We start from the raw sequence: 18383 nt of genomic DNA on the forward strand, positions 1-18383 counted from the left end.
TTGGCCGGTTTTTTTGTGCGCGTGAGCGGGGGTTCGTGGGTGTTCCGGCAGCGAGAGCCGGTCAGGCACTTGGTTTTCAGGAAAGCTGGTTTTTGTGGAGCTTTTGGCAAGCACCGGCCCCCTCTCCCCAACCCTCTCCCCGCGGGGGAGAGGGAGCGATCGCGGTGGGCGGGTGCGATCCATGGGCGTGATCGCGATCGTCAGGTACGAGGCTTGATCGGTTTTATGTGTTTTATCACTTCCATCCGGAAGTGATGGGATATCTCCGCTCCCTTCCGAACGCCCGCGTAGTCACCCGCGGGCCCGGCGCGGACTGGCGGCGCTTGAACTCGTTGGCCAGCACCAGGCGCACCACGCGATGCACGGTGTCGGCGTCGAAACCTTGCGCCACGATCTCCGCCTGCGATTGCTCGCGTTCGATGAAGCGGTTGAGGATGCCATCCAGCTCGTCGTACGCGGGCAGCGAATCCTGATCGGTCTGGTTGTCGCGCAGCTCGGCGGACGGTGGGCGGTCGATGACTTCCGGAGGGATGATCCAGGAGCAGCGAACAGGGAACGGGGAACGGGGAACATCGGCGGCGATGCGACCCATAACATCCCGACTGGGATCTGCATCCGAAGCGCGTCCACCAGATAGTCTTGGATCGCTCACGTTCCCCGTTCCCCGTTCCCCGTTCCCCGCTCCGTTGCGCCACCGCGCCAGCCGGTACACCACCGTCTTGTACACGTCCTTCAGCGGTGCGTAGGCGCCGCACATGTCGCCGTAGAGCGTGGCGTAGCCCACCGCCATCTCGCTCTTGTTGCCGGTGGCCAGCAGCAGTTGGCGGTGTTTGTTGGACAGCGCCATCAGCATCACGCCGCGGGTGCGCGATTGCAGGTTTTCCTCGGTGGTGTCGGCGCTCTTGCCGGCGAAGGCCGGGGCCAGCGCACCCATGAAGGACTCGTACGTGGCCTCGATCGAGATCACGTGGTACGCCACGCCGAGCCGTTCGGCCTGCATCCGCGCGCCGTCCAGCGACAGCTGCGAGGTATAGCGCGTGGGCATCATCACCGCGGTGACGCGGTCGGCGCCCAAGGCATCCACCGCCAGCGCCAGTGTCAGCGCGGAATCGATGCCGCCGGACAGGCCCAGCAGCACGCCGGGGAAACCGTTCTTGTCGATGTAGTCGCGAATGCCGCGCACCAGGGCGCGATACAACGTGGCGTCGGCCCCGGCATCGGCGGCGAGCGGCCAGTCGTGCGCGGCCAGGGTGCGCGTATCGGCATCGAATTCCGCCCACAGCAGGGCATCGACAAAGGCCGGTGCCCGTGCCGCGATGGAGCCGTCGCCGTTCACCAGGATCGAGGCGCCGTCGTAGACCACCTCGTCCTGGCCGCCAACCAGGTTGAGGTAGGCGATCGCGCAGCCGGTTTCCCGCGCGCGCGCCACCAGCACCGCCTCGCGCTCGGCCTGCTTGGCGTCGTCCCAAGGCGAGGCATTGATCACGAGCAGCAATTGCGCACCGGCGGCGGCCGCCTGCGCGGCCGGTTCGCTGCGCCAGACGTCCTCGCAGATCAGCAGCCCCACGGTGACGCCATCGACCACCGCCGTGGCGGTTTCGTGGCCGGGCTGGAAATAGCGCATGTCGTCGAACACGCCGTAGTTCGGCAGCGCCTGCTTGTGCGCGACGGCCTCGACGCGCCCCCGGCGCAACAGGCTGGCCGCGTTGAACACCTCGCCTTCGCTGTGCGGATGCCCGACCAGCACGGCGACGTCAGCGGACTGCGCGGCCAGCGCCGCAAGTTCGCTCTCGCAGGCGGCCAGGAAACTCGGCCGCAGCAGCAGATCCTCGGGCGGATACCCGCTCAAGGTCAGCTCCGGAAACGCCACCAGCGCCGCCCCGCCCGCCGCAGCCTCGGCGACGAGCTGGCGCACGCGATCCGCGTTGGCAGCCACCGCACCGACCGGAAAATCCTGCTGGGCCAATGCCAGACGCAGCTTTGCCATGGCAAAAAACATTCTTTGGGAAGGGGGCCGCCATGGTAATTCAACTGCCGGGGGAAGAAGGCAGCCGTCCACTTGTGTGCGGGCGATCAGCCGGCCGGACGCGGGGTGGCCAATGCCTCTGCAATTGAGGCCAGGACCTGGTCGGTGCGGTCGACCACATCGTGATTCCAGCAGCGAATTACCTTGAAACCCTGATGCCGCAACCATGCATCACGGCGCGCGTCGGTACCCGGCTCGCCGTGCTGGGAGCCGTCTATTTCGATGACCAGCATCTTTTCGATACAGACGAAATCGGCGATGTAAGGGCCGAGTGGATGCTGTCGACGAAAGCGGCAGCCCGACAATTGGCGGCGACGCAGCCGCGTCCAGAGATAGCGTTCCGCCGTCGTCATCTCGCGTCGGAGCTGGCGCGCAAAGTGGATCTTGGTGCCCTCGCGCATGAGTGGCTCACTGTCTGCCGTCCAGTGATGAGTGTGGCGAGACGAGCCGGGGTCGGTGTAGCGGGCTTTTCGGTGGGTGTTGTGGGTATGCAGCGACGGGTGATGAAAGCGCCCCCATCCGCCCTGTCGGGCACCTTCCCCCGTTGCACGGGGGAAGGAAGCGATCGGACCTCCCCGAAACAGCCAGCTTCCTTCCCCCGCCTGCGGGGGAAGGTGCCCGACAGGGCGGATGGGGGCACGCTCCAAAACAAAAGGCCGCGCGATGCGCGGCCTTTCGTCGACAAGGTGCCAGGCGCCTTACTTCATCAGCTTGGCGAGCGCCTTGCCCAGGTCCGCCGGCGACTTCACCGTGGTGACGCCGGCCTTTTCCAGCGCGGCAAATTTCGCCGCGGCGGTGCCCTTGCCGCCGGAGATGATCGCGCCGGCGTGGCCCATGCGCTTGCCCGGAGGGGCGGACGCACCGGCGATGAAGGAAACCACCGGCTTCTTGACGTATTCGCCGATGAACTCGGCGGCGTCTTCCTCGGCGCTGCCGCCGATCTCGCCGACCATGATGATGCCTTCGGTCTGCGGGTCGTCCTGGAACAGCTTCAGGCAGTCGATGAAGTTGAGGCCGTTGATCGGGTCGCCGCCGATGCCGATCACCGTCGACTGGCCCAGGCCTTCGTTGGTGGTCTGGAACACCGCTTCATAGGTGAGCGTGCCGGAGCGCGAGACCACGCCGACCTTGCCCTTGCTGTGGATGTGGCCGGGCATGATGCCGATCTTGCATTCGCCGGGGGTGATGATGCCGGGGCAGTTGGGCCCGATCAGCACCACTTCCGGGTGCTGGGCCAGCACGTTCTTCACGCGCAACATGTCCAGCACGGGGATGCCCTCGGTGATCGCCACGATGACCTTGATGCCGGCGTCGATCGCTTCGAGGATGGAATCGGCCGCGTACGGCGGCGGCACGAAGATCACCGACGCGTCGGCGCCGGTTTCCAGCACCGCCTCGGCCACTTCGTTGTAGACCGGCAGGCCGATGTGCTCGGAGCCGCCCTTGCCCGGCGTCACGCCGCCCACGATCTGGGTGCCGTAATCGAGGCACTGCTGTGCATGGAAGGTGCCCTGCTGGCCGGTGAAGCCCTGCACGATCACCTTGGTGTTCTTGTTGACCAAAACGCTCATGGGAATGTCCTGTATTCGTGTAGGAGCGCACCTTGTGCGCGATGGCTCGTCGTCACGTGGACGGAAAGCATCGCGCGCAAGGTGCGCTCCTACAGGGTTATTGGGCCGCAGCCACGGCTTTCTGGGCCGCGTCGTTGAGATCATCCGCCGGCGTGATCGCCAGGCCGGAGTTGGCCAGCAGTTCGCGGCCCTGGTCGACATTGGTGCCTTGCAGGCGCACCACCACCGGGATGGTCAGGCCCACTTCCTTCACCGCGGCAATGATGCCCTCGGCGATCAGATCGCAGCGCACGATGCCGCCGAAGATGTTGACCAGGATGCACTTCACCTTGTCCGAGGACAGGATCAGCTTGAACGCCTCGGTCACACGCTCCTTGGTGGCGCCGCCGCCCACGTCGAGGAAGTTGGCCGGCTCGCCGCCGGCCAGCTTGATCACGTCCATGGTGGCCATGGCCAGGCCGGCGCCGTTGACCATGCAGCCGATCGAGCCGTCCATGGTCACGTAGTTGAGGTTGTACTTCACGGCGGCCGCTTCGGCCGCGTCTTCCTGGGTGAGGTCGCGCATCGCGGCCAGGTTCGGGTGGCGGAACTCGGCGTTGTCGTCGGAGTTGACCTTGCCGTCCAGCGCGGCCAGGTTGCCGTCTTCCAGCACGGCCAGCGGGTTCAGCTCGACCAGGGCCAGGTCCTGCTCATTGAACAGCTTGTACAGGCCCAGCATGATCTTGGTCAGCTGGTTGACCTGCTTGGCGGTGAGGTCCATCGCGAAGCCCAGCTGGCGGCACTGGTACGGCTGCAGGCCTTCGACGAAGTCGACCACGATGGTGTGGATGTCCTCGGGCGTGTCGCGGGCCACCTGCTCGATGTCCACGCCGCCGTGCTTGGAGGCGATGAACGAGACGGCCTTGGAATCGCGGTCCACCAGGATCGACAGGTACAGCTCGCGGGCGATGTCGGTGGCGTCGGTCACCAGTACCAGGTTCACCGGCAGCGCGCGGCCGGCCGACTGGTAGGTTTCCATGTTGGTGCCCAGCATCGCCTTGGCGGCGGCGTGCACCTCGTCGAAGCTGCGGCAGAACTTCACGCCGCCGGATTTGCCGCGGCCGCCGGCATGGATCTGCGCCTTGACCATCCATTGCTTGCCACCCAGTGCCTTGGCGGCATCGACGGCAGCGTCGGGGGAGTTGGCGACCTTGCCCGGCGGCACGGCGATGCCGTATTGCGCGAACAGTTCTTTGGCCTGGTATTCGTGGAAATTCATTCGATACCTCGAGCGAACGGGGGAACATGGTGGCCGCACACGGTGCCGCTGCGTGGGTCATGAAGGCGGAAGGCGGGAGGAGCTTTCTGCCACGAAAGAGGCAAAATCCACGCGATTCGGCCCGCCATTTTCGCGGATGGGGGCCGCAATGGAAAGGGCAGCACCCAAAACGAGGCCCGGCGCCGGTTCGCACGGCATCTGGCCAGGTGCAAGGCCTACGCCGCCGAGCCCTCGTCGGCAGGCAACCGCACGCCGACCGCACTGTCCGCGCGCAGGGTGCGTACGGGCACCGCGAAGGCCAGATCCAGCGCCTCCAGCCGTTCCATCAGCGCCAGGTTGATGCCTTGCTGGATATCCATGTAGACGTTGTAGTCGGGGCTCTGCACGATGTGCACCACCTCGAAATCCAGCGAGCTGGGCCCGAACCGCTGGAAGTGCGCGCGGTCCAGCCGGGTGTTCTGCGCGGCGCTGACCACCTCGCGCACCGCGTCGATCACCTGCTGCACCTTCTCGCGCGGCGTGTCGATCGGCAAGCCGAAGCCGAACACGATGCGGCGCGTCTGCATGCGGCTGTAGTTGCGGATGGTCTGGTCCAGCAGCATCGAATTGCTGATGCTGATCTCCTCGCCGCTCAGGGAGCGGATGCGGGTGGTCTTGATGCCCACGTGCACGATCGTTCCCAGGAAATCGCCGAAGTGGATGAATTCGCCGATTTCGAACGGCTTGTCCAGGCCGATCGCCAGCGAGGCGAACAGATCCTTCAGCACGTTCTGCAGACCCAACGCGACCGCCACGCCGCCGATGCCCAGGCTGGCCACGAACGCGGTCACGTTGACGCCCACGTTGTCGAGCACAGCAAGCAGCAGCAGCGCCCAGACCATGGTGCGCGCAAACCAGCTCAGCATCGCCATCACCACCGGGTTGCCCGCGCCGGCATCGGTGCGGCTCAGGCTGCTGGCCGTCCACGCGCGGATCGCGTGGCTGGCCCACAGCCCCACCTGCAGGCCGACGACCAGAAACACCAGGCTGTCGAGCCAGCGCGTCACCGACGGCGACGGCTGCAGCACGTACAGGCCGATCAGCACGAAAAGCACGAAAAGCAGGGTGGCGCTGGTCAGCTTCAGCACCGAGGCCATGATCGTCAGCGCGGTATTGCCGGTGCGCTCGGCCAGTTTGCGCATGCGGGTCGACAGCGCGCGCAGAAAGCCGTGCGTCAGCAGGAAACCGCCCAGCGCCACCAGCGCGGCATAGGCCCAGCGCAGTACCGGGACGTGGAAAAACTGATGCCCTGAAAGCCAGTCGTGCATGGCGTTCTACCTTGTTCGGGGAGTGGGATTCGGAACGGCCGGATCAGACACGGCATGCGGTTTCGCAGGCGGCCATGCTCGCAAATGCCTGCCAATGCCTCAACCCGCCGCGCGGCCGGCGGCGTTCGCCGGCGCACGCGACAGCTGCGGAAAACCCTGTCCAACGCACTGCGCGCCCGGCGCGCGACGCTTATACTCGCGCCACTGCCCCGGGGTGTCTTGCGCATGTCCAGCACGTCGCTTTTGTCCGCCTCCGGCGGGCCCGCCAAGACTTTCTACAACGAGCTCACCTTTCTCAACGTTTTCCGGCTGGTCCAGGCGCTGGTCTACGTGGGGCTCGCCTTCAGCCCCGCGGGACTGGGTTGGCCCGACGTGCCCGACCCCGCTTTCGCCCGCCACGTGGCCGAGGCCTACCTGCTGTTCGCGCTGGTGTCGCTGCTGCTGAACCGGCGCAGCCTGCCCTACGCGCGGCTCGCGGTGTCGGCGTCGCTGGTGGTGGACATCGGCGGCGCGCTGCTGGCGATCACCGCCATGCGCGACGCGCATATCGGCATCGCGATGATGCTGGCGGTGAACCTCAGCGCGGGCGCCCTGATCCTGCCGCTGCGCCTGTCCAGCTTCTTCGCGGCGCTGGCCACGCTGGGCACGCTTGGCCACACCCTGCTGGACACCACCCAGGCCGGCTCCAGCGATCGCGACCTGCTGGAGGCGGCGCTGTTCGGCCTGGCGTATTTCGCCACCACCACGCTGTGCCACGTGCTGGGGCGGCAACTGCGTGCCACCGAGGCCTTGGCCGAGCAGCGCAGCACCGACCTGGCCAACCTGGCGCAGGTCAACGAGCTGATCATCCGCCGCATGAAGACCGGCGTGCTGCTGGTGGACGACGCCAACCGCATCCACCAGATCAACGAATCGGCCTGGATGCTGCTGGGCAACCCCGGCGCCGACCAGCGCGACCTGGGCCAGCTGGCGCCGGAGCTGTCGCGCCGCCTGTATCACTGGATGACCTCGGGCAAGCTGGACGAAACCGCCACCCAGCTGGCCGACGGCGTGCCCGAGGTGGTGCCGCGCTTCTCGCGCCTGGCGCCTAACGACGACTCCCACGTGCTGATCTTCCTGGACGACACCTCGCTGCTGTCGCGCCGCGCCGAGGAGCTCACGCTGACCTCGCTGGGGCGGCTGTCGGCCTCCATCGCGCACGAGATCCGCAACCCGCTGGCGGCCATCCGCTACTCCGCACAGCTGCTGGCCGAATCGAAAAGCATGGACAGCACCGACCAGCGCATGGTCGAGATCATCAACAACCACTGCATCCGCCTCAACGAGATCATCGAGAACATCCTGCAGCTGTCGCGGCGCGAGCGCTCGCGGCCGGAAACGCTGGACCTGGGCCGCTGGGCGCAGGCGTTCGTGGAGGAATACAAGCAAGGCAACGACATCGGCGCCGACAGCTTGCGCGCGGTGACCAACAGCGACACCGAAGTGGCCGCCGTGGCCGATCCGCAGCAACTGCAGCAGGTGATCTGGAACCTGGTGCAGAACGCCCTGCGCTACGGCCGCATGCCGGGCCAGCCCGCACGCGTGCTTGTGGTGGCGCGCCACGGCGAGCACGGCGTGCCGATCCTGGAAGTGATCGACCGCGGCCCCGGTATCGCGCCGAAAGTGGCCGCGCAGATTTTCGAGCCGTTCTACACCACCCACGAATACGGCACCGGCCTGGGCCTGTACCTGGCGCGGCAGATGAGCGACGCCAACCAGGCCGCGCTGGAATACGTGCGCGTGCCCGGCGGCGGCAGCTGCTTCCGGCTGTTGCTGACGCCGCCTGCGCGCAGTCCGGCGGACGCGGAAGCCGCCGATCGCACCGCCACGCGTTGACCTTTCGCCCTGCCCTAGTAACCTGCACAGCACCGTTGCCAAGCAAGAAGCCCATGACTGCACAGACCGTTCTGGTCATCGACGATGAACGCGATATCCGCGAACTGCTGACCATCACGCTGGGCCGGATGGACCTGCAGGTCGACGCCGTAGGCACCGTCGCCGACGCGCGCCGCGCGCTGGCCGAACGCACCTACGACCTCTGCTTCACCGACATGCGGCTGCCCGACGGCAACGGCCAGGAGATCATCGAACTGATCGCCGAGACCTGCCCCGACACGCCGGTGGCGATGATCACCGCCTACGGCAACGTCGACGCGGCAGTGACCGCGCTGAAAGCCGGCGCCTTCGACTTCGTGTCCAAGCCGGTGGACATCCAGATGTTGCGCGGGCTGGTGCGCACCGCATTGCGCCTGGCCGAGGAAAAGCGCAACGGCGGCGGCACCGCCAAGGCCGGCGATTTCGGCTCGCGCCTGATCGGCGACTCGCCCGCCATGCAGCAGGTGCGCACCACCATCGCCAAGCTGGCACGCAACCAGGCACCGGTGTACATCGCCGGCGAATCGGGCGTGGGCAAGGAACTGGTGGCGCGGCTGATCCACGAGCAGGGCCCGCGCGCGGCCGGCCCGTTCATCCCGGTCAACTGCGGCGCGATCCCGTCCGAGCTGATGGAAAGCGAGTTCTTCGGCCACCGCAAGGGCAGCTTCACCGGCGCCGCCGCCGACAAGGAAGGCCTGTTCCAGGCCGCCCAGGGCGGCACGCTGTTTCTCGATGAAGTGGCAGAGCTGCCGCTGCACATGCAGGTCAAACTGCTGCGCGCGATCCAGGAAAAAGCCGTCCGCGCCATCGGCGGCCGCGACGAGATCCCGGTGGACGTGCGCATCCTCTCGGCCACCCACAAGAACCTGGGCCAGCTGGTCGAGCAGGGCCAGTTCCGGCAGGACCTGTTCTACCGCATCAACGTGATCGAACTGCGTGTGCCGCCGCTGCGCGAGCGCCGCGGCGACGTGCCGCAACTGTCGGCCTTCATCCTGAAGGCGCTGGCCGGCAAGAACGGCGACAGCGTCGGGCAACTGTCGCCCGAGGCGAAGCAGGCGCTGGAAGCCTACGATTTCCCCGGCAACGTGCGCGAACTGGAAAACATCCTGGAGCGCGCGATGGCCATGTGCGACGGCGAGCGCATCGACGCGGCCGACCTGATGCTGCCGCAGCGCACCGCCCGCCAGAACCGCGACCCGGCGGAGCCGGCCACCAACCCGGCGCCATCGCCCACGGTCGACGCCACCGACGGTGGCCTGGACGACTACATCAGCAACCTCGAGCGCACCGCCATCATCAAGGCGCTGGAGGAATCGCGCTACAACAAGACCGCCGCCGCGCGGAAACTGGGCATCACCTTCCGCGCGCTGCGCTACAAGCTGAAGAAGCTGGGCATCGACTGAGGCGCGCAGCACGCAGGGGAAGGAGCCCAAGCCCATCGCTTTGCTCCCTCCCCTGCTTGCAGGGGAGGGCTGGGGAGGGTCGCTTGTGATCTTCCCGCCAGCCCGCGCAACCCCCTCCCAACCTCCCCCTGCGTGCCGGGGGAGGAGCCAAGGGTTTGCTGTCACTCGGAGGCGGTGTTCGCGTCCAGCGCCTTGCGCAAGGTACGCAGCAGTACCTGCGTCACCACAGGCTTGTCGACCACGAAAAGGTTCTCCAGCGGCGGCAGTTCATTCGGGTCTGGCGGTGCATCGGGGCGTGCCAGCAGGATGACCGCGCCGGTGTAGCCGTGGTCGATCAGCGCGGCCAGGGTGCGCACGCCGGTGAACAGGTTCATGTCGGCGTCGAGCACGACCAGGTTGGGCAGGCCACAGGCTTCGATCCATTGCAGGGCGGCGGTGCCGCTCTGGCTGGCGTGCGCCTCGTAGCCGTAGGCGTCGAGGGTGTCGACCAGCAGCGACAGCTGGCCTGCCTCCTCCACCACCACCAGCACGCTCTCGGCGGCGCCGTCCAGATCCTCCTCCAGCGCCTGATCGGCGTCAGCGATCAGTTCCTTCAGCGGAATGTAGAGGTCGAACCGGGTGCCACGGCCCGGCACGCTGTCCACCCGCATCACGCCGCCGTGGCTGCCCACGATGCGCTTGCACGACATCAGGCCCAGGCCGGTGCCGGTTTCCTTGGTGGTGAAGAACGGCTCGAACAGATGCTCCAGCACGGCGCTGTCCATGCCCGGGCCGCTGTCGATCACGCTGATGCGCAGGTAACGGCCCGAATGCGGCTGTTCGCCGGCCAGGAAAAAGTCCGGCGGAAGTTCGGCCTGGCTGGTTTCGATGCGCAGCTTGCCGCCATCGGGCATGGCCTGGATGGCGTTGAGGCACAGGTTGAGCAGGCATTGCTGCAGTTCGGTGTGGTTGCCCTCGAACGACAGCTCCGGATCGTCGATGGCCAGTTCCATCGCCACCGAACGGGGCACGCTGCCCTGCATCAGCAGGTCGAGCGCGTTGAACAGTTCGCCCAGCCGCACCTGTTCGGCGCGGCGGGCGCCGCGCGCGAACGACAGCATCGACTGCACCATGTCCAGGCCGCGCTTGCCGCAGTCGCGTACCAGCTTGCCCAGCCGCGCCAGGCGCGGGTCGTCCTGGTAGTCCTGCAGGCTGTCGCCGGCCAGCAGCAGCGGCTGCAGCAGGTTGCGCAGGTCGTGGCTGAGGCCGCCGGCCAGCATGGCCAGGCTTTCGAAGCGCTGCGCGCGGATCAGTTCGGCCTCGGCGCGGCGGCTGGCCCGGCGCGCCTCGGCCTCGGCCAGCGCGCGACGCACGGCGCTGGCCAGCCGGGCCGGGTTCTGTTTCAGGATGTAGTCGGTGGCGCCGTTGCGCAGCGCCTCGATGGCCGCCTCCTCGCCCAGCGTGGCGGAGACGAAGATGAAGGGCAGATCCTCGTCGTGCCGGCGCAGCAGCTCCAGCGCGTGCTGGCCGGAGAAGCCCGGCAGGCTGAGGTCCGACAGCACGATATGCGGCTTGAAGTCGCGCAGGGCGGCGCTGTAGCGCGCCTCGTCGTCGACCAGCAGCACTTCGTAGGAAAGGCCGTCGTCGTCGAGCTCGGCCAGCACCAGCTCGGCATCGAGCTGGTTGTCCTCGACCTGCAGCACGCGAACGACGGGCAGGCTGGGCGGCTGTCGGTTCGGCTTGGTGCTCTCCGCCATGGTCTTCATCCTGTCAATCCGCGCCGGTGCGTGCGTCGGCGCTCATTCCTGCTCGGGCGCCTGGTTCAGCACGGCCCAGAACTGGCCCAGCGTGCGCACCGCCTCGAAGAACTGGTCCACGTCGACCGGCTTGATCACGTACGCGTTGGCGCCCAGGTCCCAGCTGCGCGCCAGGTCGCTTTCCTCGCGCGACGAGGACAGGATCACCACCGGGATGCGCCGCAGCTGCTCGTCGTTGCGCATCTGGGTGAGCACGTCCAGGCCATTCATGCGCGGCATCTTGATGTCCAGCAGCACCACCGCCGGATCGCCGGGTTCGCGCGAGGCCCAGGCACCACGCGCGTAGAGGTAGTCCAGGCATTCCACGCCGTCTTCCACGTGCACCACCGGGTTGGCCAGATGCGCCTCGCCCAGCGCGTCCATCGCCATTTCCGCATCCGCGGCGCTGTCCTCAACCAGCAGGATGGTGCGCAGGTCTTTCTTGTTCATGTTTCGGTCTCAGGTATGTGAACCGGCCAGATCGGTGGCCGGCAACGAAAAGTGGAAGTGGGCTCCGCGCCCGGGTTCGGCCTCGGCCCAGACGCGGCCGCCATGGCGCGCCACGATGCGGCGCACGTTGGCCAGCCCGATGCCGTTGCCCGGAAATTCGGAAGCGCGGTGCAGGCGCTGGAACACGCCGAAGAGCTTGTCCGCGTATTGCATGTCGAAGCCGGCGCCATTGTCGCTCACGGTGAATTCGTACTCGCCCTGGCGGCTCTGGGTGGCGCTCACCTCGATCTGCGCCACCTCGCATTGGCTGGTGTACTTGACCGCGTTGCCGAGCAGATTCTGCCATACGGTACGCAGCATGTTCTCGTCGCCGATGACCATCGGCAGCGGCTTGATGGTCCACACGATGCGCCGGTCCTGCACGCCCGATTCGGCCAGCGCGCTGGCCTCCTCCACCAGCGATTGCATGTCCACCGCCTGCAGTCGCAGCGCGCCGCGTCCCAGCCGGGAAAACACCAGCAGGTCGTCGATCAGCAGCGCCATGCGCTGCGCCGAGCTGCCAATGACCTCAATGTAGTGGCTGGCCTTCTCGTCCACCCGGTCGCCCAGGTGCTGCTCCAGCTTGCGGGCGAAACCGGAGATGTGCCGCAGCGGCGCGCGCAGGTCGTGCGACACCGAGTAGCTGAACGCCTCCAGCTCGCGGTTGACGTCGGAAATCTGCGCCACCTTGCCTTCCAGCTGGCGGTTGAGGTCGTTCACCTGCTGCTCGGCCAGCGCGCGGGTGGTGACGTCGCTGACCGTCAGCAGCAGCGTGGGCGCGTCGGTGTCCAGCTTCTGCAGGCGGCGCGCGTTGACCACCACGTGGCGGTCCATGCCGTCGACGGTGCGCTGGATCATGTCGTAGTCCCACAGCTCGCGGTCGCGCAGCAGAACGTCCTTGAGCCGCTGCAGCAGCACGCTGTCGTGCCACGCGCCCTCGCCGATCTGCGCCAGCGGCAGCGAGCGCTGGTTCGCACCCATGCCGTAGAGCTCGCTGAAGGCGTTGTTCACCAGCAGGCTTTTCAGATCCTCGTCGAACAGGGCGATCGGCTCGCGCACGGCCTGGAAGATCAGTTGCGAACGCAGCACCGCCCGGCCCTCGCGCGTTTCCGCCAGTCGCCGCTGGCCGATCTGCCGCTCGGACATGATCACGATGATCGCCAGCAGCACCAGCTGGGCCAGCGCGGTGATCGTCAGCACGGCACGGCCGGTGGCCGCCTGGTCGTTGGCGAGACGCTGCCGTTCGGCCAGCAGGTCGTCCTCGTTGGCCACGATGGCGCCGATCTGCTCGTTCATCTCGAACAAGTCATCGCCGTCGCGCAGCGATTGCCGCGCACCGGCGGTGTCGCCCTTGCCCAACCGTGTCTGCGCCTGGGTCATCAAGGCGATGCGACCGCTGACGCTGCTTTCCAGCGAACTGACCAGCGCCTGCTGCTCGGGGTTGTCGCGCGTCATGGCGCGCAGCGCCCGCAGCGATTCGCCCACCTCATCGGCCGCCCTGGCTGCCCGCCGGCGCACCGCGTCGGTGGCGTCGCCCGCCAGCAGGCGGTAGCTGGCCGCCTCGCTGTCATGCACCGCGTAGGCGATCTTGTAGGTAAGCGCCTTGATCGCGTTGGAATGAATGACCCAGGCATTGGCGCGCACCGTGTCGCGCTGACCGGACAGCGTCACCACGTACGGCAGGCCCACGATGATGATCATCGCCAGCAACAGGCCGACGGTGCGCCAGCGCACGATACCGTTGAATTTCATGGGGCTTGCATCGCCGGCAAGGCCTGCTGGAGAAAAAATATCCTTCATTCTTGCATGCTTTTTCGGGCTGTCCAGCAACGGGGATGGCGCCTGGACGCGAGCGTCCGGAGTATCGCATGTCCATCGCATGGCATTGATTCGGCGGGGAAACATACCGCATTCGAGCCGGCACGATGTGATCGGCGGGCAACCGCGCGCCGGGACCTGGCGGCACCGGCGAGGTCACCGGATAACATGCCTGCCTTGTTTCATCCGTTATCGAGGCCGCCATGATCCGATCCACCGCGCGCACCCTGATCGGCGCTGCGCTGCTGTGCCTGGCCCTGCCCGCGATGGCCGCGGCGGCCGCGGGCGCCGTGTTCAATCCGCAGCAAGCGTTCGCACCGTTCAACTACCCGCAGCCGGCGACGGCCTACCGCTCGGCCAGCGGCCTGCCCGGGCCGGCGTACTGGCAGAACCGTGCCGACTACCGCATCGACGCCACGCTCGATCCGGCCAGCCGCAAGCTCACCGGCAGCGAAGTGATCATCTACACCAACAACAGCCCCGACGCGCTCGACGTGCTGTGGCTGCAACTGGACCAGAACCGCTACCGCCGCGATGCGCGCGGTGCGTTCACCGGCGACGCCTTTCCCACCGAATTCACCGACGGCTACCGGATCGAGTCGGTGGCCGTGGAGGACGCTCGCGGCCACCGGCAATCGGTGAAGTGGGTGGTTTCCGATACGCGCATGCAGGTGCGCCTGCCGGACGCGCTGCAAGGCCATGGCGGCAAGCTGCGGCTGCACGTGGCGTGGAGCTTCACCGTGCCGGGCGAATTCGGCGGCCGCATGGACGTGAACCCCAGCAGGAACGGCGACATCTTCGAGATCGCGCAGTGGTATCCGCGCATGGCGGTCTACGACGACCTGCGCGGATGGGACACCGCGCCCTACCTCAACAGCGAGTTCTACCTGGAATACGGCGATTTCGACTACGCCATCACCGTGCCGTGGAACATGATCGTGGCCGGCGCCGGCGAGCTGCTCAACCCCGAAGACGTCCTGACGGCGACGCAGCAGAAGCGCCTGCAGCAGGCACGGCACAGCGACAAGACGGTGATGATCCGCACGCCCGCCGAAGTCGTTCAGCCGTCCAGCCGTCCAAAGCAGAGCGGCACGCTGACCTGGCGCTTCCGCATGCAGAACACCCGCGACGTAGCCTTCGGCGCTTCCGCCGCCTACGTCTGGGACGCGGCACGCATCAACCTGCCCGAAGGCAGGACCGCGCTGGCGATGTCGGTGTATCCGGTGGAGAGCGCGGGCCCGCAGGCCTGGGGCCGGGCCACCGAATTCCTCAAGGCGTCCACCGAGTATTTCTCGAAGCAGTGGTATCCGTACCCGTGGCCGGTGGCGATCAACGAGGCCGGTACCGCCGGCGGCATGGAATACCCCGGCATCACGTTCGACGACAAGGAGGCGAAGGGCAAGGACCTGCACATGGTGATCGCGCACGAGATCGGCCACATCTGGTTTCCGATGATCGTGGGCAGCAACGAGCGGCGCGACGCGTGGATGGACGAAGGCTTCAACACCTTCATCGACGTGTACGAGGACGACGCCTTCAACCACGGCGAATACGCGCCCAAGCGCGACGGCGAATACGCGCCCGGCGGCGGCAATCCCGCCGACGAGATCGCCAAGGTGATGATGGACGCCGATGCGCCGCCGCTGCTGATCGGCGCCGACATGGTGCCGGAGAAATACCGCCACCCGATCACCTACTTCAAGGCCGCCTTCGGCATGGTGCTGCTGCGCGAGCAGATCATCGGGCGGGAGCGGTTCGACCCCGCGTTCCGCCGCTACATCGCCGCCTGGGCGTACAAACACCCCAGCCCGTCGGATTTTTTCCGCTTCATGGAAAGCGAAACCGGCGAGGACCTGGGCTGGTTCTGGCGCGGCTGGTTCCAGCACAACTGGACCTTCGACCTGGCGCTGCAGAAGCTGGCGTACACCGGTGGCGACTACCGCAAGGGTCTCGACGTGACCGTGGCCAACCTGGGCAAGCTGGTGCTGCCAGCCACACTGGAAGTGGTCTACGACGACGGCAGCAAACAGCAGGTGCGCGTGCCCTGGGAAACCTGGCAGCAACATCGCCGCTACGTCGTGCACGTGGATGGCACGCGCGCGGTGAAGTCCGTCAGCATCGATCCGGCGCATGCGCTGCCGGACGTGCAGCGCGACAACAACACGGTGGCGATGCCTTAGATCGTCATCCCGGCGAAAGCTGGGATCCAGCGCCTCGACAACCGCGTGAAGACACTGGATTCCAGCATTCGCTGGAACGACGGATGCGCAAACAGGAAGGGATCACGCCTCAGCGGTGCACGGCCTCGACAGTCGCGGCGCGCGGCTGGTCGGCCACCGTAAAGCGCAGAGTCCGCGCGGCGCTGTCGGCCACCCCCTCCACGCGATGCCCACCGGCCATTGCGTACCCGGCGCCATCCCAGCCGTGGATCGTCACTGCCAACTGCTTCCACCACGGCTTGAACTGGCCCTCGCGCGCGGCGAAATCGATGCGCACGCCGTCCGCGGTCACGGTGCAACGAAGCACCTGGCGCAGGAAACCCTGCTTGCGGTAGGCCATGCTGTGGCCGTCGTCGGCATACAGCTGGCCACGGCAATCGGCGCCCGGATAGACGTCGATCTGCAACGCGCCAGTGGGCGTTTGCGCCGTGCTTTGCACCAGCGGCTGGCGCGGCAGGATGCTGCCGGCGCGCACGAACACCGGCAGCTTGTCCAGCCGTGGCGTCTCCTTCACCACGAGGCTGCTGGAGCGCTTCTCGTTGGTGGCCTGCGACGCCGACTGGATCGGCTGGCTGGCGCCATCCACGGATGCGCCATCGACCGCCAGCCCGGTCCAGTAGTCGTACCAGCCGCCGGCCGGCAGGCAGACGTCGTAGGCCTGCGGCGATTCCGGCGTCGGCGGCGGCGCCACCAGCAACTGGCGGCCCAGGGTGAACGCCATCGACTGGTCGCACGAGGCGCTGATCGCGTCCGGGTAATCGTAGAAAACCGGGCGCATGACCGGATCGCCCAGACGCGCGTTTTCGTCGGCCAGCGCGTAGAAATACGGCAGCAGGCGGTAGCGCTCCTCCACGAAACGGCGGCGGATGGCCAGATGCTCGGGCCCGTCCACCCACGGCTCGGCGCGCGGCGTGTCCTTGGCCGCATGGTCGCGGAATACCGGGGTGAACGTGGCGATCTCGAACCAGCGCGTGAGCAGCTCGGCGCTGGGGCCGCCAGTGAATCCGCCGACGTCGGCGGCGCTGTATGCGAAGCCCGACAGGCCCAGGTTGATCAGCTGGTGCACCGACAGTTTCAGCTGATCCCAGCTGGAGGCGTTGTCGCCGGTCCAGGTCACCGCGTAGCGCTGGCCGCCGGCATAGCTCGCGCGCGTCATCACGAACGGGCGCTCGTCCGGGCGCAGCTTGCGCAAGCCGTCGTAGGTGGCGCGCGTGTTCTGCATGCCGTAGACGTTGTGGATCTCGGTGTGGCTGGCCGTGCGGCGGGCGAAATCGTCGCTGGCGATGCGGTGCACGGTGTCCAGCGGCATGGTCTTGGTCGGCGTGTCGAACACCGCCGGCTCGTTCATGTCGTTCCAGAACCCGGCGATGCCATCGGCCACGAACGGCCGGTACAGCGTGCCCCACCAGTCGCGCACGCTGGCCTCGGTGAAATCCGGAAACACCGACGGCCCCGGCCATACCGGCGCCACGTAGACCGAGCCGTCCGGGTTGTGCACGAACGCATCGGCGGCCGTGCCGCTGTCGTACGGCGCGTAGCCCTCGCCCGGTGCGCTGGCGATGTGCAGGTCGGTGATCGCCACCAGCTTGATGCCTTCGCCGCGCAGGTCGCGCACCAGCCCCGGCATGTCGGGAAACGCCTGCCGGTTGATGGTGAACGGGCGGTTGCGGTCCTGGAAATCGATATCCAGCCAGATCACGTCCGCGGGAAATTTGTCCGCGCGCAGGCGCGCCGCCACCTGGCGCACTTCGTCGGCGCTCATGTAGCTGTAGCGCGACTGCTGGTAGCCGAACGCCCACTTCGGCGGCAGCGGCGCCTTGCCGGTGAGGTCGGTGTAGCGGCGCACCACCTCCGCCGTGGAGGGGCCGGCGATGAGGTAATAGTCGATCGGCCCGTCGGGCGCGCCGAAGGCCAGCGTGTCCGCCTCGCGGTGGCCGAAGTCGAACCAGCTGCGCCAGGTGTTGTCGAGCAGGATGCCGTAGCTGCCGCCCGTGCCGCCCACGCCGATGAAGAACGGAATCGACTTGTAGATCGGGTCGGTGGCGCTGCTGAAACCGTAGGCGTCGGTGTTCCAGTCCACGTAGCTTTGCCCGCGCCGATCCAGCGAGCCACCGGTCTTGTCGCCGAGGCCGAAGATGTGTTCGGCCTGCGGCAGCTGCTTGCGCAGGGTGAAGGCGCGGCCATCCGCATCGAACGGTCGCGCGGCATCGGCCGAGATCGTGCGGCCCTGACCATCCTCCACCCGCATCCGCAACGTTCGTGGATCGACGCGTACGCGCAACGCCGTGGTGGAAAAGCCGTCGGCAGCGGCTTCCACGGCAACATGCGCGCGGCGCACCTGAGCCGGCACCGCCCAGCTGGCGTCTTCGGCAAACGCGCCGTCGCGCGCGATCCGCACGCGCAGGACGTGGTCGGTCAGTGCCGTCACACGCAGCGATACGGCACCGCGGTGCACCTCCACGCCGTCACGGCGATGTTCGATGCGGGGCGTGGTGTCGACGGCAGGCGCCGCCACGGTGGATGCAAGGCTTCCGCCCGCCGCCAGCAACAGCACGATGGCGGCGACGAAACGCATGAATGGCATTTTGCTGGTCACGCTGCGA

At 67.3% G+C, this 18383-nt stretch carries 12 protein-coding genes; 3 read left to right on the forward strand and 9 right to left on the reverse strand.

What is annotated here, in order from left to right; all coding sequences use genetic code 11:
* Positions 1 to 235 precede the first annotated feature (235 nt).
* The 5 genes from ABD017_RS09545 to ABD017_RS09565 all read right to left on the reverse strand — a co-directional run bounded on the left by ABD017_RS09545 (position 236) and on the right by ABD017_RS09565 (position 6162).
* Positions 236 to 1987 carry an NAD+ synthase gene (locus tag ABD017_RS09545; protein ID WP_343882524.1) on the reverse strand — a complete coding sequence of 584 codons (1752 nt, stop codon included), beginning with the start codon at positions 1985 to 1987 and terminating at the stop codon, positions 236 to 238.
* Positions 1988 to 2073: 86 nt separating this feature from the next.
* Positions 2074 to 2427, reverse strand: coding sequence for an endonuclease domain-containing protein (locus ABD017_RS09550; RefSeq protein ID WP_343882525.1), 354 nt, complete (start codon positions 2425 to 2427; stop codon positions 2074 to 2076).
* A 297-nt stretch (positions 2428 to 2724) separates the two neighbouring features.
* Positions 2725 to 3597, reverse strand: coding sequence for a succinate--CoA ligase subunit alpha (gene sucD, locus ABD017_RS09555; protein ID WP_343882526.1), 873 nt, complete (start codon positions 3595 to 3597; stop codon positions 2725 to 2727).
* 97 nt (positions 3598 to 3694) lie between these two features.
* Positions 3695 to 4855 (reverse strand): ADP-forming succinate--CoA ligase subunit beta, encoded by a 1161-nt coding sequence (sucC, locus tag ABD017_RS09560; RefSeq protein ID WP_343882527.1) that lies wholly within the window; start codon positions 4853 to 4855, stop codon positions 3695 to 3697.
* Between the two features lie 215 nt (positions 4856 to 5070).
* On the reverse strand, positions 5071 to 6162 hold the full coding sequence (locus ABD017_RS09565) for a mechanosensitive ion channel family protein (RefSeq protein WP_343882528.1): 1092 nt from the start codon (positions 6160 to 6162) through the stop codon (positions 5071 to 5073).
* 225 nt (positions 6163 to 6387) lie between these two features.
* On the opposite strand from ABD017_RS09565, the gene ABD017_RS09570 reads away from it, so the two are divergent.
* Positions 6388 to 8037: a sensor histidine kinase gene (locus ABD017_RS09570; RefSeq protein ID WP_343882529.1), complete on the forward strand. Its 1650-nt coding sequence runs from the start codon at positions 6388 to 6390 to the stop codon at positions 8035 to 8037.
* Between the two features lie 53 nt (positions 8038 to 8090).
* The gene (locus ABD017_RS09575; RefSeq protein WP_343882530.1) at positions 8091 to 9479 is read left to right on the forward strand and encodes a sigma-54-dependent transcriptional regulator; all 1389 of its coding nucleotides are present in this window, start codon (positions 8091 to 8093) and stop codon (positions 9477 to 9479) included.
* 161 nt (positions 9480 to 9640) lie between these two features.
* Here the strand turns inward: ABD017_RS09575 and ABD017_RS09580 are convergent, their stop codons facing one another.
* From ABD017_RS09580 to ABD017_RS09590, 3 genes are read right to left on the reverse strand one after another with little or no spacing between them, the layout of a single operon-like run.
* The gene (locus tag ABD017_RS09580) at positions 9641 to 11215 is read right to left on the reverse strand and encodes a response regulator (RefSeq protein WP_343883078.1); all 1575 of its coding nucleotides are present in this window, start codon (positions 11213 to 11215) and stop codon (positions 9641 to 9643) included.
* Positions 11216 to 11257: 42 nt separating this feature from the next.
* Positions 11258 to 11704 carry a response regulator gene (locus ABD017_RS09585; protein WP_343882532.1) on the reverse strand — a complete coding sequence of 149 codons (447 nt, stop codon included), beginning with the start codon at positions 11702 to 11704 and terminating at the stop codon, positions 11258 to 11260.
* Between the two features lie 9 nt (positions 11705 to 11713).
* On the reverse strand, positions 11714 to 13495 hold the full coding sequence (locus ABD017_RS09590; RefSeq protein ID WP_343882534.1) for a sensor histidine kinase: 1782 nt from the start codon (positions 13493 to 13495) through the stop codon (positions 11714 to 11716).
* Positions 13496 to 13764: 269 nt separating this feature from the next.
* On the opposite strand from ABD017_RS09590, the gene ABD017_RS09595 reads away from it, so the two are divergent.
* Entirely contained in the window at positions 13765 to 15741 is a 1977-nt protein-coding gene (locus ABD017_RS09595) for a M1 family aminopeptidase (protein ID WP_343882535.1), read from the forward strand.
* A 109-nt stretch (positions 15742 to 15850) separates the two neighbouring features.
* Here the strand turns inward: ABD017_RS09595 and ABD017_RS09600 are convergent, their stop codons facing one another.
* The gene (locus ABD017_RS09600) at positions 15851 to 18355 is read right to left on the reverse strand and encodes a glycoside hydrolase family 31 protein (RefSeq protein ID WP_343882536.1); all 2505 of its coding nucleotides are present in this window, start codon (positions 18353 to 18355) and stop codon (positions 15851 to 15853) included.
* Positions 18356 to 18383 lie beyond the last annotated feature (28 nt).

Source organism: Rhodanobacter caeni (genome assembly GCF_039523575.1).
Classification (GTDB): domain Bacteria; phylum Pseudomonadota; class Gammaproteobacteria; order Xanthomonadales; family Rhodanobacteraceae; genus Rhodanobacter; species Rhodanobacter caeni.

Excerpts from the sequence above, each read along its gene's own strand:
- ABD017_RS09585 (WP_343882532.1), bottom strand. The coding sequence starts at position 11,704 with ATGAACAAGAAAGACCTGCGCACCATCCTGCTGGTTGAGGACAGCGCC.
- ABD017_RS09600 (WP_343882536.1), bottom strand. The coding sequence starts at position 18,355 with ATGCGTTTCGTCGCCGCCATCGTGCTGTTGCTGGCGGCGGGCGGAAGC.
- sucD (WP_343882526.1), bottom strand. The coding sequence starts at position 3,597 with ATGAGCGTTTTGGTCAACAAGAACACCAAGGTGATCGTGCAGGGCTTC.
- ABD017_RS09550 (WP_343882525.1), bottom strand. The coding sequence starts at position 2,427 with ATGCGCGAGGGCACCAAGATCCACTTTGCGCGCCAGCTCCGACGCGAG.
- ABD017_RS09565 (WP_343882528.1), bottom strand. The coding sequence starts at position 6,162 with ATGCACGACTGGCTTTCAGGGCATCAGTTTTTCCACGTCCCGGTACTG.
- ABD017_RS09590 (WP_343882534.1), bottom strand. The coding sequence starts at position 13,495 with ATGAAATTCAACGGTATCGTGCGCTGGCGCACCGTCGGCCTGTTGCTG.
- ABD017_RS09580 (WP_343883078.1), bottom strand. The coding sequence starts at position 11,215 with ATGGCGGAGAGCACCAAGCCGAACCGACAGCCGCCCAGCCTGCCCGTC.
- ABD017_RS09575 (WP_343882530.1), top strand. The coding sequence starts at position 8,091 with ATGACTGCACAGACCGTTCTGGTCATCGACGATGAACGCGATATCCGC.
- sucC (WP_343882527.1), bottom strand. The coding sequence starts at position 4,855 with ATGAATTTCCACGAATACCAGGCCAAAGAACTGTTCGCGCAATACGGC.
- ABD017_RS09545 (WP_343882524.1), bottom strand. The coding sequence starts at position 1,987 with ATGGCAAAGCTGCGTCTGGCATTGGCCCAGCAGGATTTTCCGGTCGGT.
- ABD017_RS09570 (WP_343882529.1), top strand. The coding sequence starts at position 6,388 with ATGTCCAGCACGTCGCTTTTGTCCGCCTCCGGCGGGCCCGCCAAGACT.
- ABD017_RS09595 (WP_343882535.1), top strand. The coding sequence starts at position 13,765 with ATGATCCGATCCACCGCGCGCACCCTGATCGGCGCTGCGCTGCTGTGC.